This window comes from Sphingobacteriaceae bacterium (genome assembly GCA_016715905.1).
Taxonomy (GTDB): Bacteria; Bacteroidota; Bacteroidia; order B-17B0; family Aurantibacillaceae; genus Aurantibacillus.
Map to the genome: position 1 here is coordinate 419,289 of JADJXI010000017.1, position 24,234 is coordinate 443,522.

A 24,234-nucleotide genomic window follows, 5' to 3' on the forward strand; every position below is an offset into this window, starting at 1 on the left:
TCAATGCCTCAATTTATTGCTACAGTATACAAATACGGTAAAAAGGGAGATAAAACCGGTTGGACATTTGTTGAAATGCCTTTGGATATTATCAGCCAATTGAAATTAAAAAACAGAAGAGAATTTAAAATAAAAGGCTGGATTGATGATGCGCAAATTAAAAGATTAGTTTGTTACCCGGTTAAAAACGGAACCTACATCATTGCGTTAAATGCGGAAGTTAGAAAAAAAATAAAAAAGAGTGAAGGGGATCAGGTAAGTATTAAATTTACTTTAGATAAAAGTGCTGCATTACAATCTCCGGAATTATTAGATTGTTTGAAGGAAGATAAAGTGGCACAAAAGCAATTTGAAAGTTTACCCTTATCGCATCGAAATTATTTTCACCGATATATTTATTCGGCGAAAGGTGCCGATACCAAAGCAAACAGATTAGTAAATGTGATAAATGCCATGTATAAAAAACAAAATTTTGGCGAGATGTTAAGGGAGCTAAAAGAGAATTGAGGATTCGCGGCAGGGATCGAACGGTTTGTTTGAGCCCCCGCTTTTTCAGCGGGGCGAGTAGTGAGAGCCCGTAAGCCGCCCAAATAAAAAAAAGGAGAGCAATCGCCCTCCTTTATTTATTTTTAAAAATTTATTTTAATTTTTTAAAGCTTCGGCACCACCCACAATTTCCAATATTTCTTTGGTAATGGAAGCTTGGCGGGCTTTGTTATAAGTAATTTTTAATTCTTTTTGCATGGCCATAGCATTATCGGTTGCTTTGTGCATGGCTGTCATACGTGCGCCGTGTTCACTAGCCACACTATCTAATAAAGCTTTATAAAATTGAGTTTTTAAACTTAGGGGAATTAAGTTATTTAATATTTCGGCTTCACTGGGTTCAAAAATATAATCTGCGATTTTTTGTTCAGCATTACCCGGTTGAATAGGAAGCATCGTTTCCTCAATTGTAGATTGAACAGCCGCATTTTTAAATTGGTTGTAAACCAATATCACTTTATCAAACTGATTGTTTTTGTAAGCATCCATTACTTGTTGCATCACCGCAGAGGCGGCCTCAAAAGTTAGTTTATCGTACAAATGATTACCATTGTGAGGCATATCAGAGCCGTTTACGATATAACTGGTTTTTCGAAAAGCATCGTTTACTTTTTTACCAACCGGAAGAACTGTTATAGTATGACCGTTTAATTCATTTTTAATTAATGAATTTACGCGTTTAATAATATTGGAATTAAATGCACCGGCTAATCCTCTATTGGATGAGAGCGCAATGATTAACGTGTTTTTCCCGGTTCTAGATGAAGAATAAACATTTTCATTATTATCAGAATTGCCGCTTACGTTTTCTAGAATCTCTTTTAATTTATTTGCATAAGGACGCATTTGAGTAACCGCATCCTGGGCTCTCTTAAGTTTAGCAGCACTAACCATTTTCATGGCGCTGGTAATTTGCATGGTGCTACCAACTGAGACAATTCTATTTCGGACTTCCTTTAAACTTGGCATTTTAAAACCGGATATTCAATATTAATTATATTTACCTGTTAAATCTTTAGCAACTGCCTCCAATACATTCGTTATTTCGTCTGTATATTTTCCGGCTTTTAATTCGTCTAAAGTTGATTTGTGCTTACGTTCCAAAACATCTAAAAATTCTTTTTCAAACTCTCTCACTTTATTTACAGGCACTGCTCTTAATAAATTTTTAGTTCCTAAATAAATAATAGCAATTTGCTGTTCTACGCGCAAAGGCGAAAATTGACCTTGTTTTAAAATTTCAACATTTCGTGCGCCTTTATCTAAGATAGATTTAGTAGCCGCATCCAGGTCTGAACCAAATTTAGCAAAGGCTTCTAATTCGCGGTATTGTGCCTGATCTAATTTAAGAGTTCCGGCAACTTTTTTCATTGATTTGATTTGTGCATTTCCACCTACACGAGATACGGAAATACCTACGTTAATGGCCGGTCTAACACCGGAGTTAAATAAATTACCTTCTAAAAATATTTGTCCATCGGTAATAGAAATTACGTTGGTTGGAATATATGCAGATACGTCGCCCGCTTGTGTTTCAATAATTGGTAATGCGGTTAATGATCCTCCGCCTTTCACCAAATCTTTGATAGATTCAGGTAAATCATTCATGCTTTTAGCAATTACATCAGATGCATTAATTTTTGCAGCTCTTTCTAATAAACGGCTGTGTAAGTAAAACACGTCACCGGGATAAGCTTCACGTCCGGGAGGTCGGCGTAATAATAAGGAAACCTCACGATAAGCTACTGCTTGTTTGGAAAGGTCATCAAATACAATTAATGCAGGTCTTCCGGTATCTCTGAAAAATTCTCCAATAGCAGCGCCGGCAAATGGAGCGTAAAATTGTAATGGTGCAGGGTCAGAAGCGTTAGCTGCAACAACAACGGTATAAGCCATAGCTCCGTTTTCTTCTAATACACGCACGATGTTTGCAACGGTAGATCCTTTTTGACCAATGGCAACATAAATACAAAATACCGGCTTACCCGCTTCAAAAAACTCTTTTTGATTAATAATGGTATCAATACAAACTGCTGTTTTTCCGGTTTGACGATCGCCAATTACCAACTCACGTTGTCCGCGACCAATTGGAATCATGGCATCAATGGCTTTAATTCCGGTTTGTAGAGGCTCAGTAACCGGTTGACGATAAATTACACCCGGGGCTTTTCTTTCCAAAGGCATTTCGTATGTTTTTCCTTGAATAGGGCCTTTTCCATCAATCGGATTTCCTAATGTATCCACAACACGGCCCAACATACCTTCACCCACATTTAAGGAGGCAATTCTTCCGGTTCTTTTTACAGAACTTCCTTCTTTAATTCCTTCGCTTGGTCCTAATAATACAGCTCCAATATTATCTTCTTCCAGGTTTAATACAATTGCTTGCAATCCTGTTTCAAATTCAATTAATTCACCGGACTGTACTTTAGACAATCCATAAATACGAGCAATTCCGTCTCCTACTTGTAAAACAGAACCAACTTCTTCCAATTCAGCTTCGCTTTTGAAGCCGCTTAATTGTTGTCTAAGTATTGCAGATACTTCTGCGGGTTTTATATCAGCCATTTTATTGTAATTATCCTTTATTATTAATTCATACTAGGAACAAATAGGTTCCCTGAAAAATCTTTTTTTAATTTATTTAATTTGCTTGCAATGCTTTGATCAATTTGTTTATCGTTAATAGTTAAAATAAAGCCGCCAATTAAGGAAGGATTTACTTTTTCCATTAATTCAATTTCTCCCTTTACATTTTGTTTTACTAAACTTAAAACACTTTCTTTTAGTTTCGCGTCCAAAGCAATAGCACTTTCAATTTTAACTGTTGTGATATTTTTATAAATTTTATATTGAGCGTCGAATGATGAAGCAATGTGTGAAATATAATTTTCTCTGCGCTTGGAGGCGATTAGGTTTAAAAAACTTAAAGAAAGGGTGGAAATATTTTTTTCAAAGATAGATTTTAAGATGGCTATTTTTTTATCGGTATTTACTACCGGACTTTCTAACAACAAAACAAACTCACGATTAGACTTACATAAAGAGTCAATGATTTGCATGTCCTTTCTGACAACTTCCAGTTGTTTGTTTTCGATGGAAAGATCGAGAAGGGATTTAGCGTATCGTGAAGCAACAATCATATTAATTCATATTTATGTCTTTCATAAAACTGTTTACCAACGTTTTTTGTTTTTCGTCGCTCGACAGTTCTGACTTTAATATTTTCTCAGCTATTTCAATAGATAAAGTAGCCACTTGATTTTTTAATTCTGTAATCGCTGCATTTTTTTCGTTATTTATTTGTTCTCTTGCAGCTGCTACTATTCTTTCGCTTTCTTTAGAAGCTTTAGTTTTAGCTTCGGCAATAATAGCTTCTTTGGTGTCTCTGGCCTCTTTCAACATATTATCACGCTCTTCTCTGGCCTGTGCCAATATCTTTTCATTGTTTTCTTTTAACTCACGCATGTCATTTAAAGCACTTTGCGCACTCGCTAAAGCTTTTTCAATTCCTTCTTCGCGCGTTTTTATTGCGCTTAATATAGGTTTCCATGCATATTTGCTTAACAATACAACCAATAAAATAAATACAATGGTTGTCCAAAATATTAACCCTATTCCGGGAGTTGTAAGCGAACTTAGTATTAAAAGATTATTCATGTTTTAGTATTTAATTTAATTTTAAAAAAAGCTCCGCGCCAACCGCACGGAGCAATTTTTTTAGTTTCCGCCTTGCATTAAGGCTACAACTACACCGAATAAAGCAACACCCTCGATAAGAGCTGCTGCAATAATCATTGTTGTTTGAATTTTGTTGTACATCTCAGGTTGACGTGCAATAGCTTCTACTGCATGACCTCCGATTTGTCCGATACCGATTCCGGCTCCTATCACCGATAAACCTGCACCGATTGCTGCGATACTTCCAGTCATTTTTTTTGTTTTTTATTTGTTTTTATTTGTGTTAATGTTTTTCTCCTGATTCTTCATGGTGATGTTCAACCCTTGCGGAACCAATAAATAATGCGGTTAATAATGTAAAAATATAAGCCTGTAAAAGCGCAACTAAGCATTCTAATACGTCAATAAACAATCCAAATGCGATGGACAAAGGAGAAATCCATAAAGTTTTAAAAATAAATATCAGGCCAACTAAACTAATTATGATGATGTGCCCGGCTGTCATGTTAGCGAATAAACGTATCATTAAAGCAAAGGGCTTTGTGAAGATACCTACAATTTCTAAAGGGATCATCATGGGCCATAGCGCTTTGGGTGTAGGTGGCATAAAAATATGTCCCCAATAATATTTGTTGGCCCCTAAATTGGTTACCAATAAAGTAATTAAAGCCATCACGAAAGTAAATGCAATATTACCGGTTAAGTTGGCGCCAATAGGAAGCATTCCGAATACGTTGTTTATCAATATTAAAAAGAAAACCGTTAACAGGTAGGGAACGTATTTTTCATATCCGTGACCAATATTGGTTTGCGCAATATCATCTCTAACAAAAGTAATTAAAGGCTCGAAAAAAGACTGCTTTCCTTTAGGAGCGGAGGTAACGCCGGTTTTTTGATAAGCGCGGGCAATGGATGTGAAAAGTAAAAACATGACAAAGGCCGAAATAAGTAATTGCGCAGCATTTTTTGTAATCGAAAAATCATAAATTTTTTCAGCTTCATCATTTGATACAATTTCCTCTTCCACTAACCGGTAACCGTTATATTCTGCATGTCCATGCTCAAAAACCGAAGATGAAAAAAACTGAAGACCTTTGGTGTTAGAATAAATTATACACGGAAGTGGGATAGCAACGGCATCGTGTCCTTCTCCCCACAAGTGCCAAGAGTGCGAATCCAAAATGTGTTCAAAAGCTACTTTGGTTATATTTACTTTTTCCTCATCATTGTGTTCGGTGTGGGCAATAGCGGCGTGTTCAACTTCGTCCGGCTCAGATGAAAATGTAGGCGCTGCTAATAAACATAGAATTAACAGATAAACGCTTTTAATTTTCCAAAATGTACTGCCAATCGAACTCATTATACAATGCTACTTTTTTCGGGTGCAAATGTATGCATTTTAAAGTATTTTAAAAGAATTTTTTAAAGAATAATACAGGTGATATTAATCATCGCGTTCTGTTGAAAACTAAGTTTAATTCGCCTCTTTTATAAGTTAAACTGTTCCAATCTTTTACCTAATTTTTAAACCGGAAAACCACTCTTTAAATAAGGAAAAACATGAATTATTGGTTAATAAAATCTGAACCTAATGTATATAGCTGGGATACCTTTGTGAAGGATAAAAAAGTGGTTTGGGACGGAGTCAGAAATTACGCGGCCAGAAATAACCTAAAGGCAATGAAAAGGGGCGACTTGGCTTTGTTTTATCACAGTAACATTGGATTGAATATAGTTGGGGTAGCGGAAGTTACCAAAGCAAGCTTTCAGGATCCTACCACTCTAGAAGAAGCCTGGGTTGCTGTTGAATTTAAACCACACAGTGTTTTTAAAAAACCAATTGGTTTAAACGAAATCAAATCTCACCCCTTATTAAAAAGCATGAAACTTGTAAAAATTTCAAGATTAAGCGTTAGCGACGTTGCTCCTGAGGAATATACTATAATTTGCGAACTGGCGCAGTGCACAAGGCTTAAAAAATGAACGTTTTGGTTACTTAAATAAAAATAACGATCGGTTTAATAACAAACCTTCACTAATTTAAGTAAAAGTAATATGCTATACTTCAGCTTAAACGTCATTGTCAAAAAGCCCTTTCTTTTTAATCGACAATTTAAGCCAAAACATCGACAAGTTTTTTGTTATTGAGTGCTATACTTGAAGTTATTTATTTTTGATGATTTTTCAATTTAATTATGAATTACATCTTTTTTCTATGCATTAAACTCATGAGCGTTATAGGAAAAGCCAAAGAATTTAGTGGTAAAATAACTTTGATGAATTAAATAAATTCGTATTCTAAATATGAATAAAACAGGATTATTTGTTAGGCTGAACTAGAAATTAGTCAATCTGCTTTTACTGTCAAATCTTTGAAAATTACTTCTTGTAAAAAAACAAGCAGAATATTTATTTTATGCATGAATCAGTACTAATTAATTTAATTCGGAATACTTTTATGTTTTTCTATTCCTAATTCATTAAATATTTGCAATAAAACCAAATTAGCCACACAAAAAAGTAAATTAGGCTTAAGCAGATGTTTTTTAATAGGCAAAAAAATTGTTTTATTATTTTATCCCAATGCCAAAAACTTAATTGTAATATTCGATAAATGAAGCCCTTTTGAAATGGTGAAGTTTGTGTTATCATAAATAAAACTAAAATCAAAAAATGGGCGACAAATTTAAAAACAAAGTAGTATTAATAACTGGGTCAAGCGCTGGTTTGGGAAAAGTAACGGCTTTGGAATTTTGCGCTAAGGGGGCTAAGGTAATCCTTAATGGCAGAAACGAGAACAAGCTCAAAAAAGCGCAAAACGATTTTAAAATGCTCGGATTTGAAGCGAATTATTTTGTAGCCAACTGTTCTATATATGAAGACTGTTGTAAATTAACCAATTTCGTATTAGATACATTCGGTAAAATTGATATCGTTATAGCCAACGCAAGTTATAGTATGAACGCGGGGTTTGAAGATTCAAGCCCTCATGTCTTTAAAGAAACAATAGATAGTAATATTTATAGCGTAATAATGCCACTTTTTACTTTTTTACCCCACCTTAAAAAAACATCAGGAAGTTTTATCATTATAAGTTCAGTAGCTGCATTACATGGTTTACCAACGGCTTCTGCATATTGTGTTGGGAAAATGGCACTTACATCCTTATATCAGTCAATTTCTGCAGAATTAAGTATGTATGACCTGCACTTAGGTATAATTTACCTTGGCTTTATAGAAAATGATAAAAATAAAACGACATTTAATGGAACGGGAATGCAAGTGGCTGTACCAAACCGAAATAAATTTCTTCAACAGCCACAGAAAAAAGTGGCCGGTTCAATAATTAAAATGGTTCAATTTCGAAGATCAAAAATGATCTTAGGCATAACCGGTAAATTCATGTTTTTCTTAACACATTATTTTCCCGGCTTAGTACTTTGGATTGCTAAAAAGAATCAACAAAAAATAGGTATAAAAAAGCAAAATGAAGTTGTGCTAAGAAACCAGTAAAAATGATTCTTTTTGTTTTAATCCAGCGGGATATTGTTTTCTTTAAAAACCCTTAAAATTTTTATAAAAGTATCATATGCGTTTTCACTTTCCCAAATATACGAGTTGAACGCAATACCATCAAAGCCCAAATCAAATGTTTTTGTTACGGTATCACTGGTAGTTCCTCCTCTGGCAATTAGCTTTTTATTACTGTTTTTTATTGCAGCTACAACACCCTCTTCGTAATAACCACTGTAAAATCCGCCGGTAATGCTGTTATACATGGTTCCTAAGAAATAATAATTAAAATTGTAATCTTCCTCTGTATAAACATATTGAAGTCGGGAATAAGATCTAGACTTAAGCGTGGTTTGAAATTTTAGTTTTAAGCGTTGTCGAACAAACCAATATTTCCACTTTTTAACCAAATGCACACTTGTTAAATGAATACCTTTAAGATTAAATTTTAAAGCTAATTTATGGTGAGAGTGTATAACAATTCTGTTGTGATAAATTTCAGGAATCTCTTTAATGTAATTGCTTAGTTGATTTGTGGAATAACGAGGTTTACGAATATGTAGTGTTTTAAGCCCCGACTCAAACATTTTAATTATAAAACCAATTTCATTTTCTTTGTCTTTAGAAGGGGTAATAACAATTAATTTCATAATTCAGCAAAGCTTAAGCGTATAAAAGTAATTTTTTTTTAATTTTAAAACTAATTCAACGTTATGCGAAAAGCTTTTTTTTATTTTTTATTAAGCGGCTTGGCCTTTCATTTTTTAATGATTATAACGTATGACCTTAGACCCAACCCTATATCTCAAAACTATATATATCCTTTATTTCACCAATACTGGAGGTTATTTGTTCCCCCTCCGAAAAACAATTATGAAGTAAAATTGATTTTAACTAACGGAAAAATCGAAAGTCTAAATGATTATTACGTTTCCGGCTTTGGTAAAAATTTAATTTTTGACCAAGAATCGTCGGTTTTGGCACTTACTAATGCCGCAACAGTATTTGAAAGGAATGCGTATGCTCTTGGAATAAACAACGGAAATAGTCAAAAAGACAAGAACTTCGAAATACTAAACAAAATAGCTAAAAATATGTATTTAAACGCTGGGGGGGCTGAAGGGATAAAAGGGGTGGTTTTAATTATTAAATCGCATAATGACACTTTGCCCTTAAGAGTTTACTACGGTTCTTAATAAATTATTTTCAACATTTTCACTGTAAATATTTAAATATTCAGGCAAATAATGCTACCTATTCAGAATTTAAAATTGTATTATTGTAGCCTTGAATTTTAACGAATTTTAGGTATGAGATTAGGCTTTGATATATTAGGCGGTGATCACGCTCCCGACCATTGCCTGGATGGAGTTATTCTTGCATCAAAAGAATTAGCCAATGATGTAAAGCTGGTTTTATTTGGCGATGAATCATATGCTAAAGCGTATTTTAAAAATAAAGGAATAAATGCAGATTTATTTGATTACGTACACACAACCGAAAATATTGAAATGGGGGAGCATCCCACAAAAGCTTTTTCTCAAAAACCGAATAGCAGTATTTTTTTAGGCTTTAAACACCTGAAGGAAGGTAAAATTAATGCATTTACAAGTGCGGGAAATACAGGCGCAATGTTAGTTGGTTCCATGTTTACCGTAAAATCTGTACCGGGTGTTATTAGGCCTTGTATTACCGGTGTTGTACCGAAAGAAAACGGAGGTTACGGTATATTATTAGACGTGGGCACGAATGCTGACTGTAAACCTGATGTGCTTTATCAATTTGGACTTTTAGGTTCTATTTGGGCCAAAGAAATAAATAAAATACCAAATCCAAAAGTTGGACTGTTGAATATCGGAGAAGAACCTGAAAAGGGAAATTTAGTTTCTCAAGTAGCTTTCAATTTAATGAAGGATACAAAAGAGTATAATTTTATAGGCAATATTGAAGGGAATGACGTATATTCTGATAAAGCAGATGTAATCGTTTGTGAAGGCTTTGTTGGAAACGTTTTATTAAAAAACGCTGAGTCATTTTATAAACTTATAAAAAAGAGAAACAGAAGCGATGAGTATTTTGATCGATTTAATTATGAATTGTATGGCGGCACGCCAATTTTAGGAATAAACTCGAACGTAATTATTTGTCATGGTCATTCAAGTCCTGTTGCCATAAAAAACGCGTTAATTCTGGCGAAAGAAATGGTAAATACTAAACTCGAAGAAAAAATAAAGCAAGTTTTTCAATAATGATTAGAGCAGCAATTACCACCGTAGCCGGATACTTACCTGACAATATTGTAACTAACGCAGACTTAGAAAAAATTATAGATACAACAGATGAGTGGATTACCACGCGAACCGGCATAAAGCAAAGACATATTGAAAAGGACCCCAAAAAGGCAACTTCAGATATGTGTGTTGAAGTTGTAAAAATGATTTGTAAGAAGCGAAGAATAACGCCCGATGAAATTGATTTGTTGATTTGCGGTACAGTGACTCCGGATATGGTTTTTCCTTCAACCGCAAATGTAGTTTGCGCAAAGGCCGGTTTAACAAAAGCCTGGGGCTACGATTTGTCGGCGGCCTGTAGTGGGTTTATTTACGGATTAGCAACAGGTACACAGTTTATTGAATCCGGCAGATATAAAAAGGTTTTAATAATCGGTGCCGACATGATGAGTAGAATTATAGATTTTGAAGACCGAACAACTTGCGTAATTTTTGGAGATGGGGCAGGAGGAGTACTTTTAGAACCATCTGTTGACGATAACGGCATTCAAGATTTTGTATTACACAATGATGGAAATGGAGCTGTACACTTACACATGAAGGCCGGAGGATCTTTAAATCCCGCTTCGATGGACACGGTGACTAATAAAATGCATTATGTACATCAGGAAGGTCAAACCGTATTTAAACATGCGGTTTATAATATGGCAGAAGTAAGCGCAAACATTATGGAGAAAAACAAACTTTCTTCCAATGATGTGAATTGGCTGGTGGCTCATCAGGCCAATAAACGAATAATTGATGCCACAGCCTCCAGAATGGGGATAGGTTCAGAAAAAGTAATGATGAACATTGAACGTTATGGAAACACCACGGCAGGAACTATTCCATTACTTCTCTGGGATTATGAAAAACAACTGAGAAAGGGTGATAATTTAATATTTTCCGCCTTCGGCGGCGGATTCACCTGGGGTGCCATTTATGTGAAATGGGCCTATGATGGTGATAAAGTAAATTCCTGATTTTTTTATTTTGGTTAATATCGGAAATATTCAACTACCCGATTTTCCGTTATTGCTCGCACCAATGGAGGACGTTAGCGATCCGCCTTTCCGATACGTTTGTAAAAAATATGGCGCTGATTTAATGTATACCGAGTTTATCAGTAGCGAAGGTTTAATACGCGATGCGATAAAAAGCAGAAAAAAGCTTGATATTTTTGAATATGAAAAACCAATAGGCATTCAAATTTTTGGAGGAGATGAAGAGGCTATGGCGCTTTCTGCTAAAATTGTTGACGCAACGCAACCAGATTTGTTGGATATTAATTTTGGTTGTCCGGTAAAAAAAGTAGTTTGTAAAGGCGCCGGCGCCGGGGTATTAAAAGATGTTGATTTAATGGTTAGGTTAACCCGGGCTGTTGTTAAGTCAACTTCGTTGCCGGTTACGGTGAAAACCCGTTTAGGCTGGGATGAGAAAAGCATTAATATTTTAGAAGTTGCAGAAAGGTTGCAAGACGAAGGCATAAAAGCATTAACTATTCACGGAAGGACCCGGGCACAAATGTATAAGGGCGAAGCGAATTGGGAAAAAATTGCAGAGGTAAAAAGTAATCCTAAAATAAAAATTCCAATATTTGGCAATGGTGATATTGATTCACCTGAAAAAGCGATTGCTTATAAGAATAAATACGGTGTAGACGGAATAATGATTGGAAGAGCAGCAATTGGATATCCATGGATATTTAATGAAATAAAACATTTTAATAAAACTGGTCAAAATTTACCAAAGCCGACTATTGAAAATAGAGTAGAAGTTTGTCAGCAACATCTGCTAAAATCGGTAGAATGGAAGGGTGACAAGTTAGGCGTATTGGAAATGCGAAACCATTATGCAAACTACTTTAAAGGGATTCCGAATTTCAAAGAAATGAGAACGAAATTGGTGACATTAAATAAACATGAAGAGATTTTGGATACTTTGGGCGAAATAAAAGAAATCTATTCTCAAATTTGATTAGCCAACTTATTTTACAAGCGTAGAAAAAGGTTTTTAATAAAATCACGCGTTGCAATTTCCTTATAATTGTCACCAAATGCATGATTCCACATAAATGGTAGATTAATGCTAACGTCAACCATTTTGTTTAAAGTATTTTCATCCCAATTTTGGCTCAAATTTTGTGGCAAAACTATTTTATGTTTTTTGATCATTTCCTTAAATTCTTTTACACCTTGTGGATAAATGTCTTGCAAATGTTGAAATAATACGCAATTAGCAAAACAATGTCTGGTACCATGAATTTTTGAAAGACCATAACTTAGGGCATGGCAAACACCAACCTCGCTGTATGTTAAACTTAAACCGCCCATTAATGAAGCCACCATTAATTTGTTATTATTTTCTTCTGTTTGTCCGGCGGAATCATTCAGATATACCTCACGACATAAGGATAAAGCTTGATCTCCATATGCAATACTAAAGGCATTATTTCTGATTCCACCGTGGGATTCAATACAGTGTATATAAGTGTCCATTCCTGTATAAAACCACCAATTAGTAGGTACCGTGGCTATTAACTCCGGATCTAAAATAACCTGATTAAACACCGTCCAATCGCATTTTAAACCTAATTTTTTTTCAGGCCCGGTGAGTACTGCAGTCATTGAAACTTCAGCCCCTGTTCCGCTTATTGTAGGGATGCCCAAATGATAAACACCTGGTTTTTTTATCAAATTCAAACCCTGATATAAAACTGAAGATCCTTCATTGGTTAACATTAAAGATAAGGCCTTGGCTATATCCATAATACTTCCACCACCTATTCCAATTACACCACTTGGCAAACCTTTCTTATTTAAAATTTCATCGCGTAAGCTGTCAACTTGCTGCGTAGTGGGTTCATAAGGGTCAACATCAATAAAATAAATTAAATCTTCTTTTTTGTTTTGCAGCTTTTCGGACAACGGCTTGTCTTTAAAAAAATGATCTATTAGGTAAACAAAATATTGTTTGTTTTCTTTTCTAACAGGGGCTATGGTTTCTGCTAATTGTGAGAAAGAACCTCTTCCGTATGTTACCTTATCTATATTTTTGAAGTTTTTGTGTTGCATGTTTTTAACCGGGGGAATATTGTTTAGTTTAAAAAAAATTACCGGGTAGAAATATTCGAGTATCTAGTATTGACCTCATCCCAATTTACCACATTCCACCAGTTTTCAATATATTCAGCGCGTTTATTCTGATATTTTAAATAATAAGCATGTTCCCAAACATCTAAAGCTAATAAAGGTTTGCCCTGTACGCCCTCTAATTTCATAAGTGGATTATCCTGATTGGGGGTTGTTGTAATTTTTAATTGCGCTTCGGACGTTAAGATTAACCAACACCAACCGCTCCCAAATTGTGATAATGCATTTTTTGCAAATTCAGTTTTAAAATTTTCATAGCTGCCAAAGCTTGCGATGATACCTTTTAATATTTTCCCGCTAGGACTATTGTCTTTTTTCTCAGGGTTTGATTTTAATAAGGTCCAAAATAAGGAGTGATTATAATGCCCTCCTAAATTATTCCGGATAACAGGACTTGTGAATTTATCAATATGCGTACATTTTACTTCGTCGCTTGATTGGTAATCTATATTTGTTGAAGAAGTATCATTTAATTTGTTTACGTAGGATTGATGGTGCTTAGTATAATGAATTTGCATAGTTTCTTTATCAATAAATGGCTCTAAAGCATCATACGCATAAGGTAATTCGGGTAATTGAAATGGGGAATTGGAAAGATTAGCATTTTGATGTGCCACATAAAAGTTTTTTGCACCCCAAGTCTTAGAAATAATTAGGCTTAAGGTTAATAACCCACTTTTTTTAAGAAATAATCTTCTGCTATTCATTTTTAAAATTGAATAAGTACTTCGTTTTTTTCAACAGCTTTCCCTTTGTTGGCAACAACTTTTTTAACCAAGCCGTCGCTTGGACTTTTAAGTATATTTTCCATTTTCATGGCTTCAAGAATAATTAAAGCATCTCCTTTTTTAACTTCTTCTCCTTCTTTCACCAAAATACTAAGAACCATTCCGGGCATTGGCGCTTTTATATCACTTATTTTTTTGGTTGATAAATTATCCATCCCTAAATTTTTCAATAATAAATCGTACTTGTCTTGTAACTGAATATTGAATTTAGTGTTGTTTATTTTTAAAACCATGCTTTTTTCTTCAGCATTTAACTTCAATAAATCAACATTAAATGATTGGTTATTATAAATCAAATGAAATTGATTGTTATTTATTTTAATGAAAGACCCCTTTAAAAATAAATCCTGAATGTCTCCTTGAAAAGCATCTCCATTAATTTGGATGTTGGTTTTAATAGAGGTTTGGCTGTTAATGATTATATTATACATGTTTTACAAATTTAATTCATTAAAACAAAAAACCCTCTTCAATTGAAGAGGGTTTTAAAAAAATATTAAGTGAAAAATTTATTTTTTAATAAATTCACCCATTTTATTATCATAATTCAAAAAGTATCCGCCTTTAGGTAAATTTTGAACTTCTACTATACTTCCAAATCCTTTTTTAACCACATTACCGTATTGATCATAAATTTCATATAAAGTTTCCATAGGCTTATCAGATTTACCTTTCAAAAAGAAGTTAACGTTTTTGCTGGCCTTAATCGGAGCAAATTCAATTTCCGAAACGTCACTTACAAAATCTACCGGCTTACTTAAACGAGGCTGTCCGCTATAATCCGTTTGACGAACACGCACTTGATTTTTTCCGCTATGAGGAACTACTTTAAAGGAATATTGATTGCTGGTTGGCGTACCTACTCCGTCAACTTCACCAACTTTTACCCATTTATTCCAGCGAAACTGTTCAACTGAAAAAGCAAGTTTACCTGTTTCTGATTTAGTTGTCCACTTAATGGTTCCATCTAAATCAGCGGTCATACTTACTACTTCATATGTACTTTTTGGTTTTAAAACTTCCGGATTTAATATTTTTGGTTTACAGTCTTCTTTATGAATGAGTTTAATTTCTACTTTATCACCAATGTTTAATTTCCAAGGTTTAAAGTCAACTTCAAATGCACTTGAGTTCACCTCATCGGTGGTAATGTTCCCATTTACCTTTACTTCAGTAACACAAAAACCTACTCCGCTACTACTGGCATAAGGATTTTGAACATATAAATTCTTTCCCTGATAGTTACCCTCAAGAATTATTACTCCACCCTGAGCCTTAGCTTGGTGAAACCCTACTGAAAGGAAAAGAAGAGACAAAACAAAATTTTTCATCGACTAAACTAAAGAAGTTAGCGTTGCAATATTATAACGTTATTTTTGAATATCAAAATATATTTTCATGAATATTTCACTAATATTAGAGTAAAATGTATAGTTTTGTTTACTAAAAACTAAGTATTTATGAGGATTTTCGGTCTATTTCTTGTTTCCACGATTAGTATTATGGTGATTACTGCTTGCGGAGGAGATCAGGACAAGGGGAGTAACGAGCGTTTAAGTGGCAATAAGGTGCTTAGAATTGCTGAAGTGAATGCGCCAATAAGTATTTTCCCTCATAAGTTAACTAACAACGTAGAAGCGCTTATTGCCTCTCAAATCCACGAAGGATTAGTTAAAATAAACCCTAAAGATTTGAGCATTATGCCCGGAATTGCCGAAAAATGGGAAATTGGCCCGGATGGCAAAACAATCACCTTCTTTTTAAGGAAAGACGCTCAATTTCAGGAAGATGAGAAGGTAAAAGGCTCGAATTATAAGGTTACATCAAAGGATGTAAAGTTCACATTTGAATTATTATGTACAAATAGAAAGGATAATTATCATTTTCAAACAGTATGCAAGGACAGGCTAGTGGGCGCAAATGATTACTATGTAAATAGCGATAAAGCAGAAAAAAATGAAATTAAAGGTTTAAAAATAATTGATGATTATACTTTTTCCGTTGAGTTATTGAATTCTCCTCAAATCTTTTTACAGATACTTGCAAATCCGGTGGCTTCAATCATCAATAAAAAAGTATATGATCGCAGAAAGGATAGTTTAAATACAGGCTTGGGGCCATTTATTTATGATTATAAAGCTTCAAACAAAAAAAGACATGTATTATACAGAAATAAGAATTATTACGCAAAAAACGCTAAAGGTGAATCGTTGCCTTTAATTGACTCGTTAATTATTGATGTGGTTGCTTCTTCTGAAGAGGCATTACAAGGATTTAAAAGCGAAAAGTTTGATTTAATCACATCCGTTCCAAGTAATCAATTAAAAAGTTTGGTAGAAGAAAATATTGGAGATTTTAAAGGTAAATCTCCTAGATATATTATTGAACAAAAACCGGAAATGCTTAGTTCTTTTTATGCTTTTAATGTGAATAAGGAGCCGTTTAATAACTTAAAATTAAGACAGGCCTTTAATTATGCAATAGACAGAAACCGAATCATTGAAAAAGTATTGTTTGGCCAGGCTCATGGTCCGGCTGAAAACGGAATTGTTCCTCCTTCATTTTCTTATTATCCTTCTCATACCATTAAAGGATACACGTTTGATGTTGAAAAAGCAAAAGCACTCTTAAAAGAAGCCGGTTATCCGGAAGGAAAAGGTTTACCGGAGATTCAATTACTTGTAAATTCAGGAAACTCAATAAATAATTCAGTTGCTGTTGAAATTCAAAAGCAACTTAAGAATAATATAAATGTAAATATTGGATTTGAATCTATTCCAATTTCAGAAAAGTTTTATTTAGAAGTTAAAGGAAAAGCAGAAATGTTTCGTGAAGGATGGGTTGCCGATTATCCTAGCCCGGAATCCTTTCTTTCCGTGTTTTATGGAGAGCCCGTTACTAACGACACAAGCCAAATGGCATTTCCAAACACAACAAAATATAAAAACTTAGAGTTTGATCGGTATTATAAAATGGGGAGAGATGCAGTGAATACCGATTCAGCAACAAAATATTTTTTAATTGCCGAGCAAATATTAATTGACGATGCCCCACTTATTCCGTTGTGGTATGATAGTAATTGCCGATTGATTAATTTCCGAATTAAAAATTTTTATACTAATGCATTGCGTTTTTATGATTTTACGCAAGTAGATATAGTGGATGAGCCCAAACAATAACGTCGTTCGGCATATTTTTTATTTAAATGCCAATGACAAATAATTTGTATAACCAACCTAACGCATGTTTATTGGCTTTTAAAAAACAAATATTTTTGTTGTGTGTTTTATTTGGTGGTTTCAAAGCATTGGGTCAATATAAAATTACCGGTAAAATTTATTCGAACACTAATAAAGAAGCTTTACCCTTTGTGCCGGTAATTATTAAAGGCACAACGCAAGGCGCTCAATCAGATTTTGACGGAAATTTTGTAATCAATTGTTCTAAATTGGGTGATTCTATCATTGCATCATACGTTGGCTATAAAAGATCAGCGCGGGCAATAAATAAAAACCTACAACAGCAAGTTATCAATATTCCAATGGAAGATGTGGGTGGTTTATCGTTGGATGAGGTTGTTGTAAAGGCCGGTGAAAATCCAGCACACCGAATTGTGAGAAACTGTGTAAAGAGAAAAGATGTAAACAATCGAACTAGTTTGGAATCTTTTGAATACGAAACCTATAATAAGCTGGAGTTTGATTTAAATAGAATTCCAAAAGAAATGCGAGAGAAAAAATTACTCAAACCCATTAGTTTTATTTTTGATAATGTGGATAGTGCATTTAGTGGCGAAAAACCTTCCCTTCCCTTTTTTATCGTAGAAAACCTTTCTCAATTTTATTATAAAAAAAACCCAACCCGAAAAAAAGAAGTGGTAATTGCTTCCAAAATTACCGGAATGGAAAATTCGAGCGTTTCACAGGTTCTCGGAGACATGTATCAGAATATTAATGTTTACGACAACAATATTCTTGTATTTAATAAACAAATGCCAAGCCCTATTAGCGATAACGGTTTGTTTTATTATAAATATTATTTGGAAGACAGCGCTTTTGAAGGGAATCAATACATCTATCACATTCGGTTTAAACCTAAACGAACTCAAGAATTAAGTTTTACCGGAAATATGTGGATTGCCGATACTACCTGGGGCATCAAACGTTTGGAGATGAGTATGCCTAAAGAAGCCAACATAAATTTTATTAATAGCGTTAATGTTATACAAGAGTATAATTATTTCGATAGCATTTGGTTTTTACAAAAAGATAGGCTTGTTATTGATTTTGCACCTACCAAAAAAGCAATTGGATTTTACGGACGTAAAACAACTTCATACAAAAAAATAAAGTTTAATGAACCTAAACCGGATAAGTTTTATGAGTTTGGCGATCGCATAGTAGTAGACGATAGCGTTTCTAACCGCTCGGATGAATTTTGGGCGCAAAACAGACACGATAGTTTAACGATACGTGAGAAAAAGATATTTAAAATGATCGACACTATTCAATCCTTACCAATTTATACCACTTGGGTTGATGTTTTTTATTTATTGGTGGCGGGGTATAAAAAATTCAACAATTTCGAAATTGGCCCATATTCTAATTTAGTATCTTATAATAAAGTTGAAGGCCTTCGATTGCGTTTCGGAGGAAGAACCAGCGAAATATTCAGTAAATGGTATGAGTTGTCAGGATATGTTGCTTATGGCGTTCTGGATGAAAAGTGGAAGTATTATATCGGCTTCAAAAGTTTTTTATCCAAAAAACCCGTCCGGCAACTCATAGGTGTAAATTATAAAAGTGATTACGAAATTTTAGGGCAAAGTTCAAATGGATTTTCACAAGACAACGTATTAGCGTCATTCTTCCGGGCAAACCCGTTAACTAATTTAACCCGTGTTGACAAAACGGAAGCGTATTATGAGCGAGAATGGTTTCCCGGACTTATTACCAAAACTTTTTTAGCGGGCAGACAATTCACTCCATTAGGCACAAATAAATATGAGTATTTAAAAAAAGACGGCACGCGGTCAGAAAAAGAAAATATCACCAATACAGAAGTGCGACAACAAATCCGTTTTGCCTGGAAAGAAAAGTATGTGGGTACAGGATTTACCAGAGTATACTTGGGAACAACCTATCCGGTTATTCAAATGACTTATGCAAAATCATTAGCCAACGCGTTTAAAGGGGAATATGATTATCATAAATTAGTTATGAATATAAGTGATAGATTTAGAATCACCCCAATTTTAGGATATACAGATTATACGATTGAGGCCGGGAAAATTTGGGGAGCGGTTCCCTATCCGTTAATGGAACTTCATGGCGGTAATGAAACTTATATTTACGATTATTTGGCCTTTAATATGATGGACTATTATGAGTTTGCCAGCGATCAGTTTGTTTCTGCAGCTATGTTTCATCATTTTGAAGGTTTGTTTCTGAATAAAATACCATTATTACGCAAATTAAAATGGCGTGAAGTGGCAACGGTTAAAGGAGTGTGGGGAATAGTAAATGAAGTCAACAGAAAAACCTTGCTTTTCCCCTCCACCTTAAAATCATTAGATAAAGGACCTTATTTGGAAGCTAGCGTTGGTATAGAGAATATTTTTAAAATCTTCAGAGTAGATGCATTTTGGCGTTTAAATTATCAATTACCCAGGGCGATTGATAATTTCGGATTCAAGTTTGGATTTCAATTGGCCCTTTAATTTAATTATAGCCTTAACTTTATTTATCATTCTGATTTCTATTTTTCAGAAAATGATATTCGCTAAACATGAAAAAACTTTAACTTTGATGTAAATGATACTAAGAAGCGAAAACCTGGTCAAAAAATATAAAAGCCGAACTGTGGCCAATAACGTTTCTATTCAGGTAAAACAAGGAGAAATTGTTGGATTACTTGGACCTAACGGTGCGGGTAAAACAACTTCGTTTTATATGATAGTTGGCATGGTGAAGCCTAACAGCGGAAAAATATTTTTAGATGATGTTGATATCACTAAGGAACCTATGTATAGGAGAGCGCAACTTGGTGTTGGTTATTTACCACAAGAAGCTTCTGTCTTCAGAAAATTAAGTATTGAGGATAACCTACGCGCAGTTCTGGAGATGACTAAACTAACAAAAGCTGAACAGGAAAATAAAGTAGAAACTCTTTTAGATGAATTTGGATTACAACATGTACGAAAAAATTTAGGTGATCAATTAAGTGGAGGTGAGAGAAGAAGAACTGAAATTGCAAGAGCGTTGGCCACTGACCCAAAATTTATTTTATTAGATGAGCCCTTTGCCGGCGTAGATCCCATTGCTGTTGAAGATATACAGGCTGTTGTGCGCAAACTAAAAGATAAAAATATAGGGATATTAATTACCGATCATAATGTACATGAAACATTAAGTATAACGGATCGTTCTTATCTTTTATATTCGGGAAGTGTAATTAAATCCGGATCAGCGGAAGATTTAGCAAATGATGAACAGGTTAGAAAGGTATACTTAGGCCAAAACTTTGAATTAAGAAAATAGTGTCCTCTTTGAAAACCATTTATATTGCCTCAACTAACGCTCATAAACTAGAGGAAATACAATCCATATTGCCTGCTGATTTTTTATTAAAAGGATTAAAAGATTTAGAAATTGAAGTAGACATTCCTGAAACCGGAAAAACACTTGAGGAAAATGCCCTATTAAAAGCAAATTATTTACAAAGTGTAATCAATAATTCGGATGCGATAGTTATAGCAGATGACAGTGGATTAGAGGTAGAGGCGTTGGATGGAAAGCCGGGCGTTTATAGCGCGAGATATGCCGGCGAAGAAAAAAACGATAAGGAAAACAATAAAAAATTATTGGATGAACTTCAAAATAAAACAAATCGCAAGGCAAAATTTGTTACGATAATTGCTTTAGTTGAAAAAAACAAGCAATTGATTTTTAAAGGTGAGGTGAAAGGAACGATTGCCTTTGTGCCTAAAGGAGAACACGGTTTCGGATATGATCCGTTATTTATTCCACAAGGATACCGAAGCACTTTTGCAGAGTTAGGAGAGAAAGTAAAAAGTGAAATCAGTCATCGTGCTATGGCCGTAAATAAATTATTAGCGTATTTAAATAATTAGTTCACTTCCCATTCTTTCCAGTCCATTTCTTCTCCATCAAGTATTTTTAAATAACTCTCATAACGCTCTGCACTAATTTCTCCATTTTCAGCCGCTAGCCTTACATCACAACCGGGCTCGTTGATGTGTAAACAGTTATTAAACTTGCAGTTATTCATTCGCTCTCGTATTTCCGGAAAAAAATGGCCCACTTCTTCTTTTTTCATTTCAAGTAATCCTAATTCCTTTATGCCCGGACTATCAATAATATTTCCACCAAAACTTAATGGAAATAATTCTGCAAAAGTTGTAGTATGTGTTCCTTTTAAATGTGCAGTTGAAATTTCAGAAGTTTTAATGTTAAGGCCGGGCTCAAGAGAATTAATAAAAGTGCTTTTTCCCACGCCAGAATGTCCGGCAATTAAGGTTGTCTTGTCCTTAAAAATTGTTTTTAATTGTTCAACGTCATTTTTATTTTGAGCACTTATACAATAGCAAGGATATCCAACGTCAGTATAAATTTTTATGATTTCACTTTGTATTTCTAATAATTCCGGCACTAACAAATCACATTTATTAAAAATAATTTTAGCAGGAATCTGATAAGCTTCAGCTGTAATTAAAAATCGGTCAATAAAACCCAGGCTTGTTCTGGGAGCAACCAATGTTGCAATTAATACCGCTTGATCTAAGTTACTTGCTAAAATATGTGCTTGTTTGCTAAGATTAATAGATTTGCGGATAATATAATTTTTGCGTTGATGTATGTGTACAATACAGGCTTCACCGTTTTCTTCTTTTTCAATATCCACAATATCTCCAACTGCAACCGGATTAGTGGTTTTCCTACCTTCCAATCGTAATTTACCCTTTAATCTGCATATCAGAATTTCAGTATCAGTTTTAACTTTATAATTGTTACCGGTTGATTTTATTACAAGGCCTTTTAGTTCTACGCTCACGAAAAATATTTTGCAAATTAAAATTTAATAATGATAAATTCTGTTCTTCTGTTTTTTTGATGTTCCTCTTCAGTGCAAGTGGATTGTTTTTTGCCTTCACAGGCACAATTATTTAATAATTTACTTTCACCGTAACCTTTGCCGGTAATCCGTTGAGGTTTACTAATTCTTTTTTTAATATATGAGGCACTTGCTTTTGCTCGTTGTTCGGATAATTTTAAATTGTAGGCTTTGCTGCTTCTGCAATCTGTATGAGAACCAAGTTCAACAACCATATCCGGATTCTCATTCATAATCTTTACAATTTTATCTAATTCTATTGCAGCATCTAAACGAATTGCCGACTTTCCAAAATCAAAATAAATAGAATGCAAATTAGTTAATTTAGCTAAATCCCCCCCTAATTCAACTTTCCCCAAACTTATATTCAACTTTTCATGAATTTTTTGTTCTCCACGTTTTAACAAGGGCCATTTTAATTGAATACTTTTTGATACAAAACCGGGTTTACTTATTTCAATATTATATTTTAAGGTATCTCCTAATTTATTATTGGGTAGTGGAAGTCTATATTCTCCATTAATTGGAGTGTGCGTTTTCATTATTTTGCCGGTTCTATCAGTAAGTATTAGTTGAACACCGGCTAACGGTTTTTTATCCTTTGTGTTGGTAATTAATGCACACAAAATAAATCCAGGATCTTTTTCCATGGTTATATTAGCCGTTATTTCATCTCCATTAACAGAAGTGCTAACTAATTTTCTGGAATCATAATAATCTTCTGTCTTTGCTAATAATTTAAATTGTTTTCCTTCATCAACAAATAGTAAATACGAACCGTCTTTTTTTGTGCAAACCTTATCGCCAATTTTTCCACGCTTGTCCATCAAATAAATAGCAACATCATGCATAGGCAATCCATTTTCGTCTTGAACTTTGCCTTTAATAATTTTTCCAAACCGGAAAGGTTTTAATAAATCGTATGCATAAATATCATCACTCCCCTCTCCTGAAATATTATTCGAAGAATAGTATCCCTTTTTTTGTTCAGCATCCAGTATCATATTATAATCGTCAGCGTTACCATTAATTGGTGCCCCAATATTGATGGACTTACTTATAAAGTCGTCAATTATTTTATTTACAAAAATATCCAATCCTCCTAATCCGGGCTTACCGTCGCTTGCGTAAAAAAGCAAACCGGATTCATGAATAAACGGAAAGCTTTCATTTCCTTCCGTATTAATCTTTTCTCCTAAATTAACCGGCTCTCCCCAATGACCTTTTACAGATTTGCTCACTTTGTAAATATCAGTTCCCCCAAACCCACCGGGCATATCACTAACAAAGTAAAGAGTTAGCTCATCGGAACTTAAAGAGGGATGACCGCAAGAGTATTCGTCGCTATTAAAAGGCAATTCCGTTTTTGAACCCCATTTTCCGCCCTTTTCTATTTTAGCTTCATAGATTTTAAGTTTACGAATACCTTCATTACTTTTTCCATGATAATTGTCTGATGTGAAAAACAGATGCTTTCCTTTTTTATTAAAACAAGCAGGACCTTCATGATATTTATTATTAAATACAGGAAATTTGGAAATTGATTTTAAATCATATTTAGGATTTACTTTTGCCGTATATATATCTAAATAGGGCAAACGGTTACCAATCCAAAGTTTAGTCAATGGGCCCAAAGGTTGGCGAGTAGAAGCAAATACAAGTTTGTTTTTATAAAAAGCTACTCCAAAATCTTGATTGTAATTATTGCCTTTTATTTTATGGATTACAAATTGTTTTTGATCTTTTTGCAATTCACTGTAATAATGAGGGTTATTCAAAAACAATTGTGATCTAATTTCATTTGGATAAGTTTTACTGAATTCTTTCATGTGCACAACAAAATCATCTAATTTTTTATTCATTTTTAATAATTGTGTATACTGAAATAGATCTTCATTTGTTCGATTATCGTTTTCTGCCAATACTGAATAAACCAATTCCGCCTTTTGAAATTCACTTGACATTTTATAACTTTCACCTAATCTTCTTAGCATATCTGCATCAAGTCCTTCAGTAGAAGTAATCTCTGTAATGACAGATTGATAATCATATTCTGTATGAAATCGTTTTGCTTTTTTAATATTGGGTTGAGCAACAGTGTGTGCTGAAAAAAATGGAATGATTATAATAATATAAATAAAACTTTTCAAT

24 protein-coding genes are annotated in these 24,234 nt (G+C 34.0%); 11 read left to right on the forward strand and 13 right to left on the reverse strand.

Going from position 1 to position 24,234, the window contains the following annotated elements:
- The first annotated feature begins 3 nt into the window (after positions 1-3).
- Positions 4-507 carry a DUF1905 domain-containing protein gene (locus IPM51_14285; GenBank protein ID MBK9285468.1) on the forward strand — a complete coding sequence of 168 codons (504 nt, stop codon included), beginning with the start codon at positions 4-6 and terminating at the stop codon, positions 505-507.
- A gap of 135 nt (positions 508-642) precedes the next feature.
- Here IPM51_14285 and atpG read toward each other — a convergent pair whose 3' ends face one another.
- The 6 genes from atpG to atpB are packed head-to-tail and all read right to left on the reverse strand — an operon-like array spanning position 643 to position 5,587.
- The gene (gene atpG / locus IPM51_14290; GenBank protein ID MBK9285469.1) at positions 643-1,515 is read right to left on the reverse strand and encodes an ATP synthase F1 subunit gamma; all 873 of its coding nucleotides are present in this window, start codon (positions 1,513-1,515) and stop codon (positions 643-645) included.
- A 21-nt stretch (positions 1,516-1,536) separates the two neighbouring features.
- Positions 1,537-3,114: a F0F1 ATP synthase subunit alpha gene (locus IPM51_14295; GenBank protein ID MBK9285470.1), complete on the reverse strand. Its 1,578-nt coding sequence runs from the start codon at positions 3,112-3,114 to the stop codon at positions 1,537-1,539.
- Between the two features lie 23 nt (positions 3,115-3,137).
- Positions 3,138-3,689: an ATP synthase F1 subunit delta gene (gene atpH / locus IPM51_14300; protein MBK9285471.1), complete on the reverse strand. Its 552-nt coding sequence runs from the start codon at positions 3,687-3,689 to the stop codon at positions 3,138-3,140.
- 1 nt (position 3,690) lies between these two features.
- Complete coding sequence (locus tag IPM51_14305) at positions 3,691-4,206, reverse strand: F0F1 ATP synthase subunit B (protein MBK9285472.1); 516 nt, start codon at positions 4,204-4,206, stop codon at positions 3,691-3,693.
- Positions 4,207-4,266: 60 nt separating this feature from the next.
- Positions 4,267-4,479: an ATP synthase F0 subunit C gene (gene atpE, locus IPM51_14310; GenBank protein MBK9285473.1), complete on the reverse strand. Its 213-nt coding sequence runs from the start codon at positions 4,477-4,479 to the stop codon at positions 4,267-4,269.
- 31 nt (positions 4,480-4,510) lie between these two features.
- Positions 4,511-5,587, reverse strand: a complete 1,077-nt coding sequence (gene atpB, locus IPM51_14315; protein ID MBK9285474.1) for a F0F1 ATP synthase subunit A — start codon at positions 5,585-5,587, stop codon at positions 4,511-4,513.
- Positions 5,588-5,787: 200 nt separating this feature from the next.
- Here atpB and IPM51_14320 point away from each other — a divergent pair, with 200 nt between their 5' ends.
- Together IPM51_14320 and IPM51_14325 are read left to right on the forward strand one after the other, a co-directional pair.
- A complete protein-coding gene (locus tag IPM51_14320; GenBank protein ID MBK9285475.1) occupies positions 5,788-6,210 on the forward strand; it encodes an EVE domain-containing protein in 423 nt (140 codons plus the stop codon).
- Positions 6,211-6,900: 690 nt separating this feature from the next.
- Complete coding sequence (locus IPM51_14325; GenBank protein ID MBK9285476.1) at positions 6,901-7,740, forward strand: SDR family NAD(P)-dependent oxidoreductase; 840 nt, start codon at positions 6,901-6,903, stop codon at positions 7,738-7,740.
- 17 nt (positions 7,741-7,757) lie between these two features.
- Here IPM51_14325 and IPM51_14330 read toward each other — a convergent pair whose 3' ends face one another.
- Positions 7,758-8,390: a thiamine phosphate synthase gene (locus tag IPM51_14330; GenBank protein MBK9285477.1), complete on the reverse strand. Its 633-nt coding sequence runs from the start codon at positions 8,388-8,390 to the stop codon at positions 7,758-7,760.
- A gap of 63 nt (positions 8,391-8,453) precedes the next feature.
- Here IPM51_14330 and IPM51_14335 point away from each other — a divergent pair, with 63 nt between their 5' ends.
- The 4 genes from IPM51_14335 (at position 8,454) to dusB (ending at position 11,987) form a co-directional block, all read left to right on the forward strand.
- Positions 8,454-8,936 carry a hypothetical protein gene (locus IPM51_14335; protein MBK9285478.1) on the forward strand — a complete coding sequence of 161 codons (483 nt, stop codon included), beginning with the start codon at positions 8,454-8,456 and terminating at the stop codon, positions 8,934-8,936.
- 114 nt (positions 8,937-9,050) lie between these two features.
- On the forward strand, positions 9,051-9,989 hold the full coding sequence (locus IPM51_14340; protein MBK9285479.1) for a phosphate acyltransferase: 939 nt from the start codon (positions 9,051-9,053) through the stop codon (positions 9,987-9,989).
- Positions 9,989-10,993: a ketoacyl-ACP synthase III gene (locus tag IPM51_14345; protein ID MBK9285480.1), complete on the forward strand. Its 1,005-nt coding sequence runs from the start codon at positions 9,989-9,991 to the stop codon at positions 10,991-10,993. Before IPM51_14340 ends, IPM51_14345 begins: the two co-directional genes overlap by 1 nt.
- Before the next feature lie 10 nt (positions 10,994-11,003).
- Positions 11,004-11,987 carry a tRNA dihydrouridine synthase DusB gene (dusB, locus tag IPM51_14350; protein MBK9285481.1) on the forward strand — a complete coding sequence of 328 codons (984 nt, stop codon included), beginning with the start codon at positions 11,004-11,006 and terminating at the stop codon, positions 11,985-11,987.
- Between the two features lie 14 nt (positions 11,988-12,001).
- Here the strand turns inward: dusB and IPM51_14355 are convergent, their stop codons facing one another.
- From IPM51_14355 to IPM51_14370, 4 genes are all read right to left on the reverse strand, one after another.
- Positions 12,002-13,084 (reverse strand): iron-containing alcohol dehydrogenase, encoded by a 1,083-nt coding sequence (locus tag IPM51_14355; protein ID MBK9285482.1) that lies wholly within the window; start codon positions 13,082-13,084, stop codon positions 12,002-12,004.
- A gap of 38 nt (positions 13,085-13,122) precedes the next feature.
- Positions 13,123-13,869, reverse strand: coding sequence for a superoxide dismutase (locus IPM51_14360; GenBank protein MBK9285483.1), 747 nt, complete (start codon positions 13,867-13,869; stop codon positions 13,123-13,125).
- Positions 13,870-13,871: 2 nt separating this feature from the next.
- Positions 13,872-14,381, reverse strand: coding sequence for an acetyl-CoA carboxylase biotin carboxyl carrier protein subunit (locus IPM51_14365; protein MBK9285484.1), 510 nt, complete (start codon positions 14,379-14,381; stop codon positions 13,872-13,874).
- Positions 14,382-14,459: 78 nt separating this feature from the next.
- Entirely contained in the window at positions 14,460-15,266 is an 807-nt protein-coding gene (locus tag IPM51_14370; GenBank protein MBK9285485.1) for a hypothetical protein, read from the reverse strand.
- Between the two features lie 144 nt (positions 15,267-15,410).
- On the opposite strand from IPM51_14370, the gene IPM51_14375 reads away from it, so the two are divergent.
- The 4 genes from IPM51_14375 (at position 15,411) to rdgB (ending at position 21,082) form a co-directional block, all read left to right on the forward strand.
- The gene (locus IPM51_14375; protein ID MBK9285486.1) at positions 15,411-17,129 is read left to right on the forward strand and encodes an ABC transporter substrate-binding protein; all 1,719 of its coding nucleotides are present in this window, start codon (positions 15,411-15,413) and stop codon (positions 17,127-17,129) included.
- 32 nt (positions 17,130-17,161) lie between these two features.
- On the forward strand, positions 17,162-19,669 hold the full coding sequence (locus IPM51_14380) for a carboxypeptidase-like regulatory domain-containing protein (protein ID MBK9285487.1): 2,508 nt from the start codon (positions 17,162-17,164) through the stop codon (positions 19,667-19,669).
- Positions 19,670-19,763: 94 nt separating this feature from the next.
- Positions 19,764-20,489: an LPS export ABC transporter ATP-binding protein gene (lptB, locus tag IPM51_14385; protein ID MBK9285488.1), complete on the forward strand. Its 726-nt coding sequence runs from the start codon at positions 19,764-19,766 to the stop codon at positions 20,487-20,489.
- Between the two features lie 8 nt (positions 20,490-20,497).
- Positions 20,498-21,082 carry an RdgB/HAM1 family non-canonical purine NTP pyrophosphatase gene (gene rdgB, locus IPM51_14390; protein MBK9285489.1) on the forward strand — a complete coding sequence of 195 codons (585 nt, stop codon included), beginning with the start codon at positions 20,498-20,500 and terminating at the stop codon, positions 21,080-21,082.
- Here the strand turns inward: rdgB and rsgA are convergent.
- Both rsgA and IPM51_14400 read right to left on the reverse strand, forming a co-directional pair.
- Positions 21,079-22,023 (reverse strand): ribosome small subunit-dependent GTPase A, encoded by a 945-nt coding sequence (gene rsgA, locus IPM51_14395; protein ID MBK9285490.1) that lies wholly within the window; start codon positions 22,021-22,023, stop codon positions 21,079-21,081. The two genes, rdgB and rsgA, sit on opposite strands and share 4 nt — an antisense overlap.
- 17 nt (positions 22,024-22,040) lie before the next feature.
- Positions 22,041-24,233 (reverse strand): OmpA family protein, encoded by a 2,193-nt coding sequence (locus IPM51_14400; GenBank protein ID MBK9285491.1) that lies wholly within the window; start codon positions 24,231-24,233, stop codon positions 22,041-22,043.
- Position 24,234: the final 1 nt, after the last annotated feature.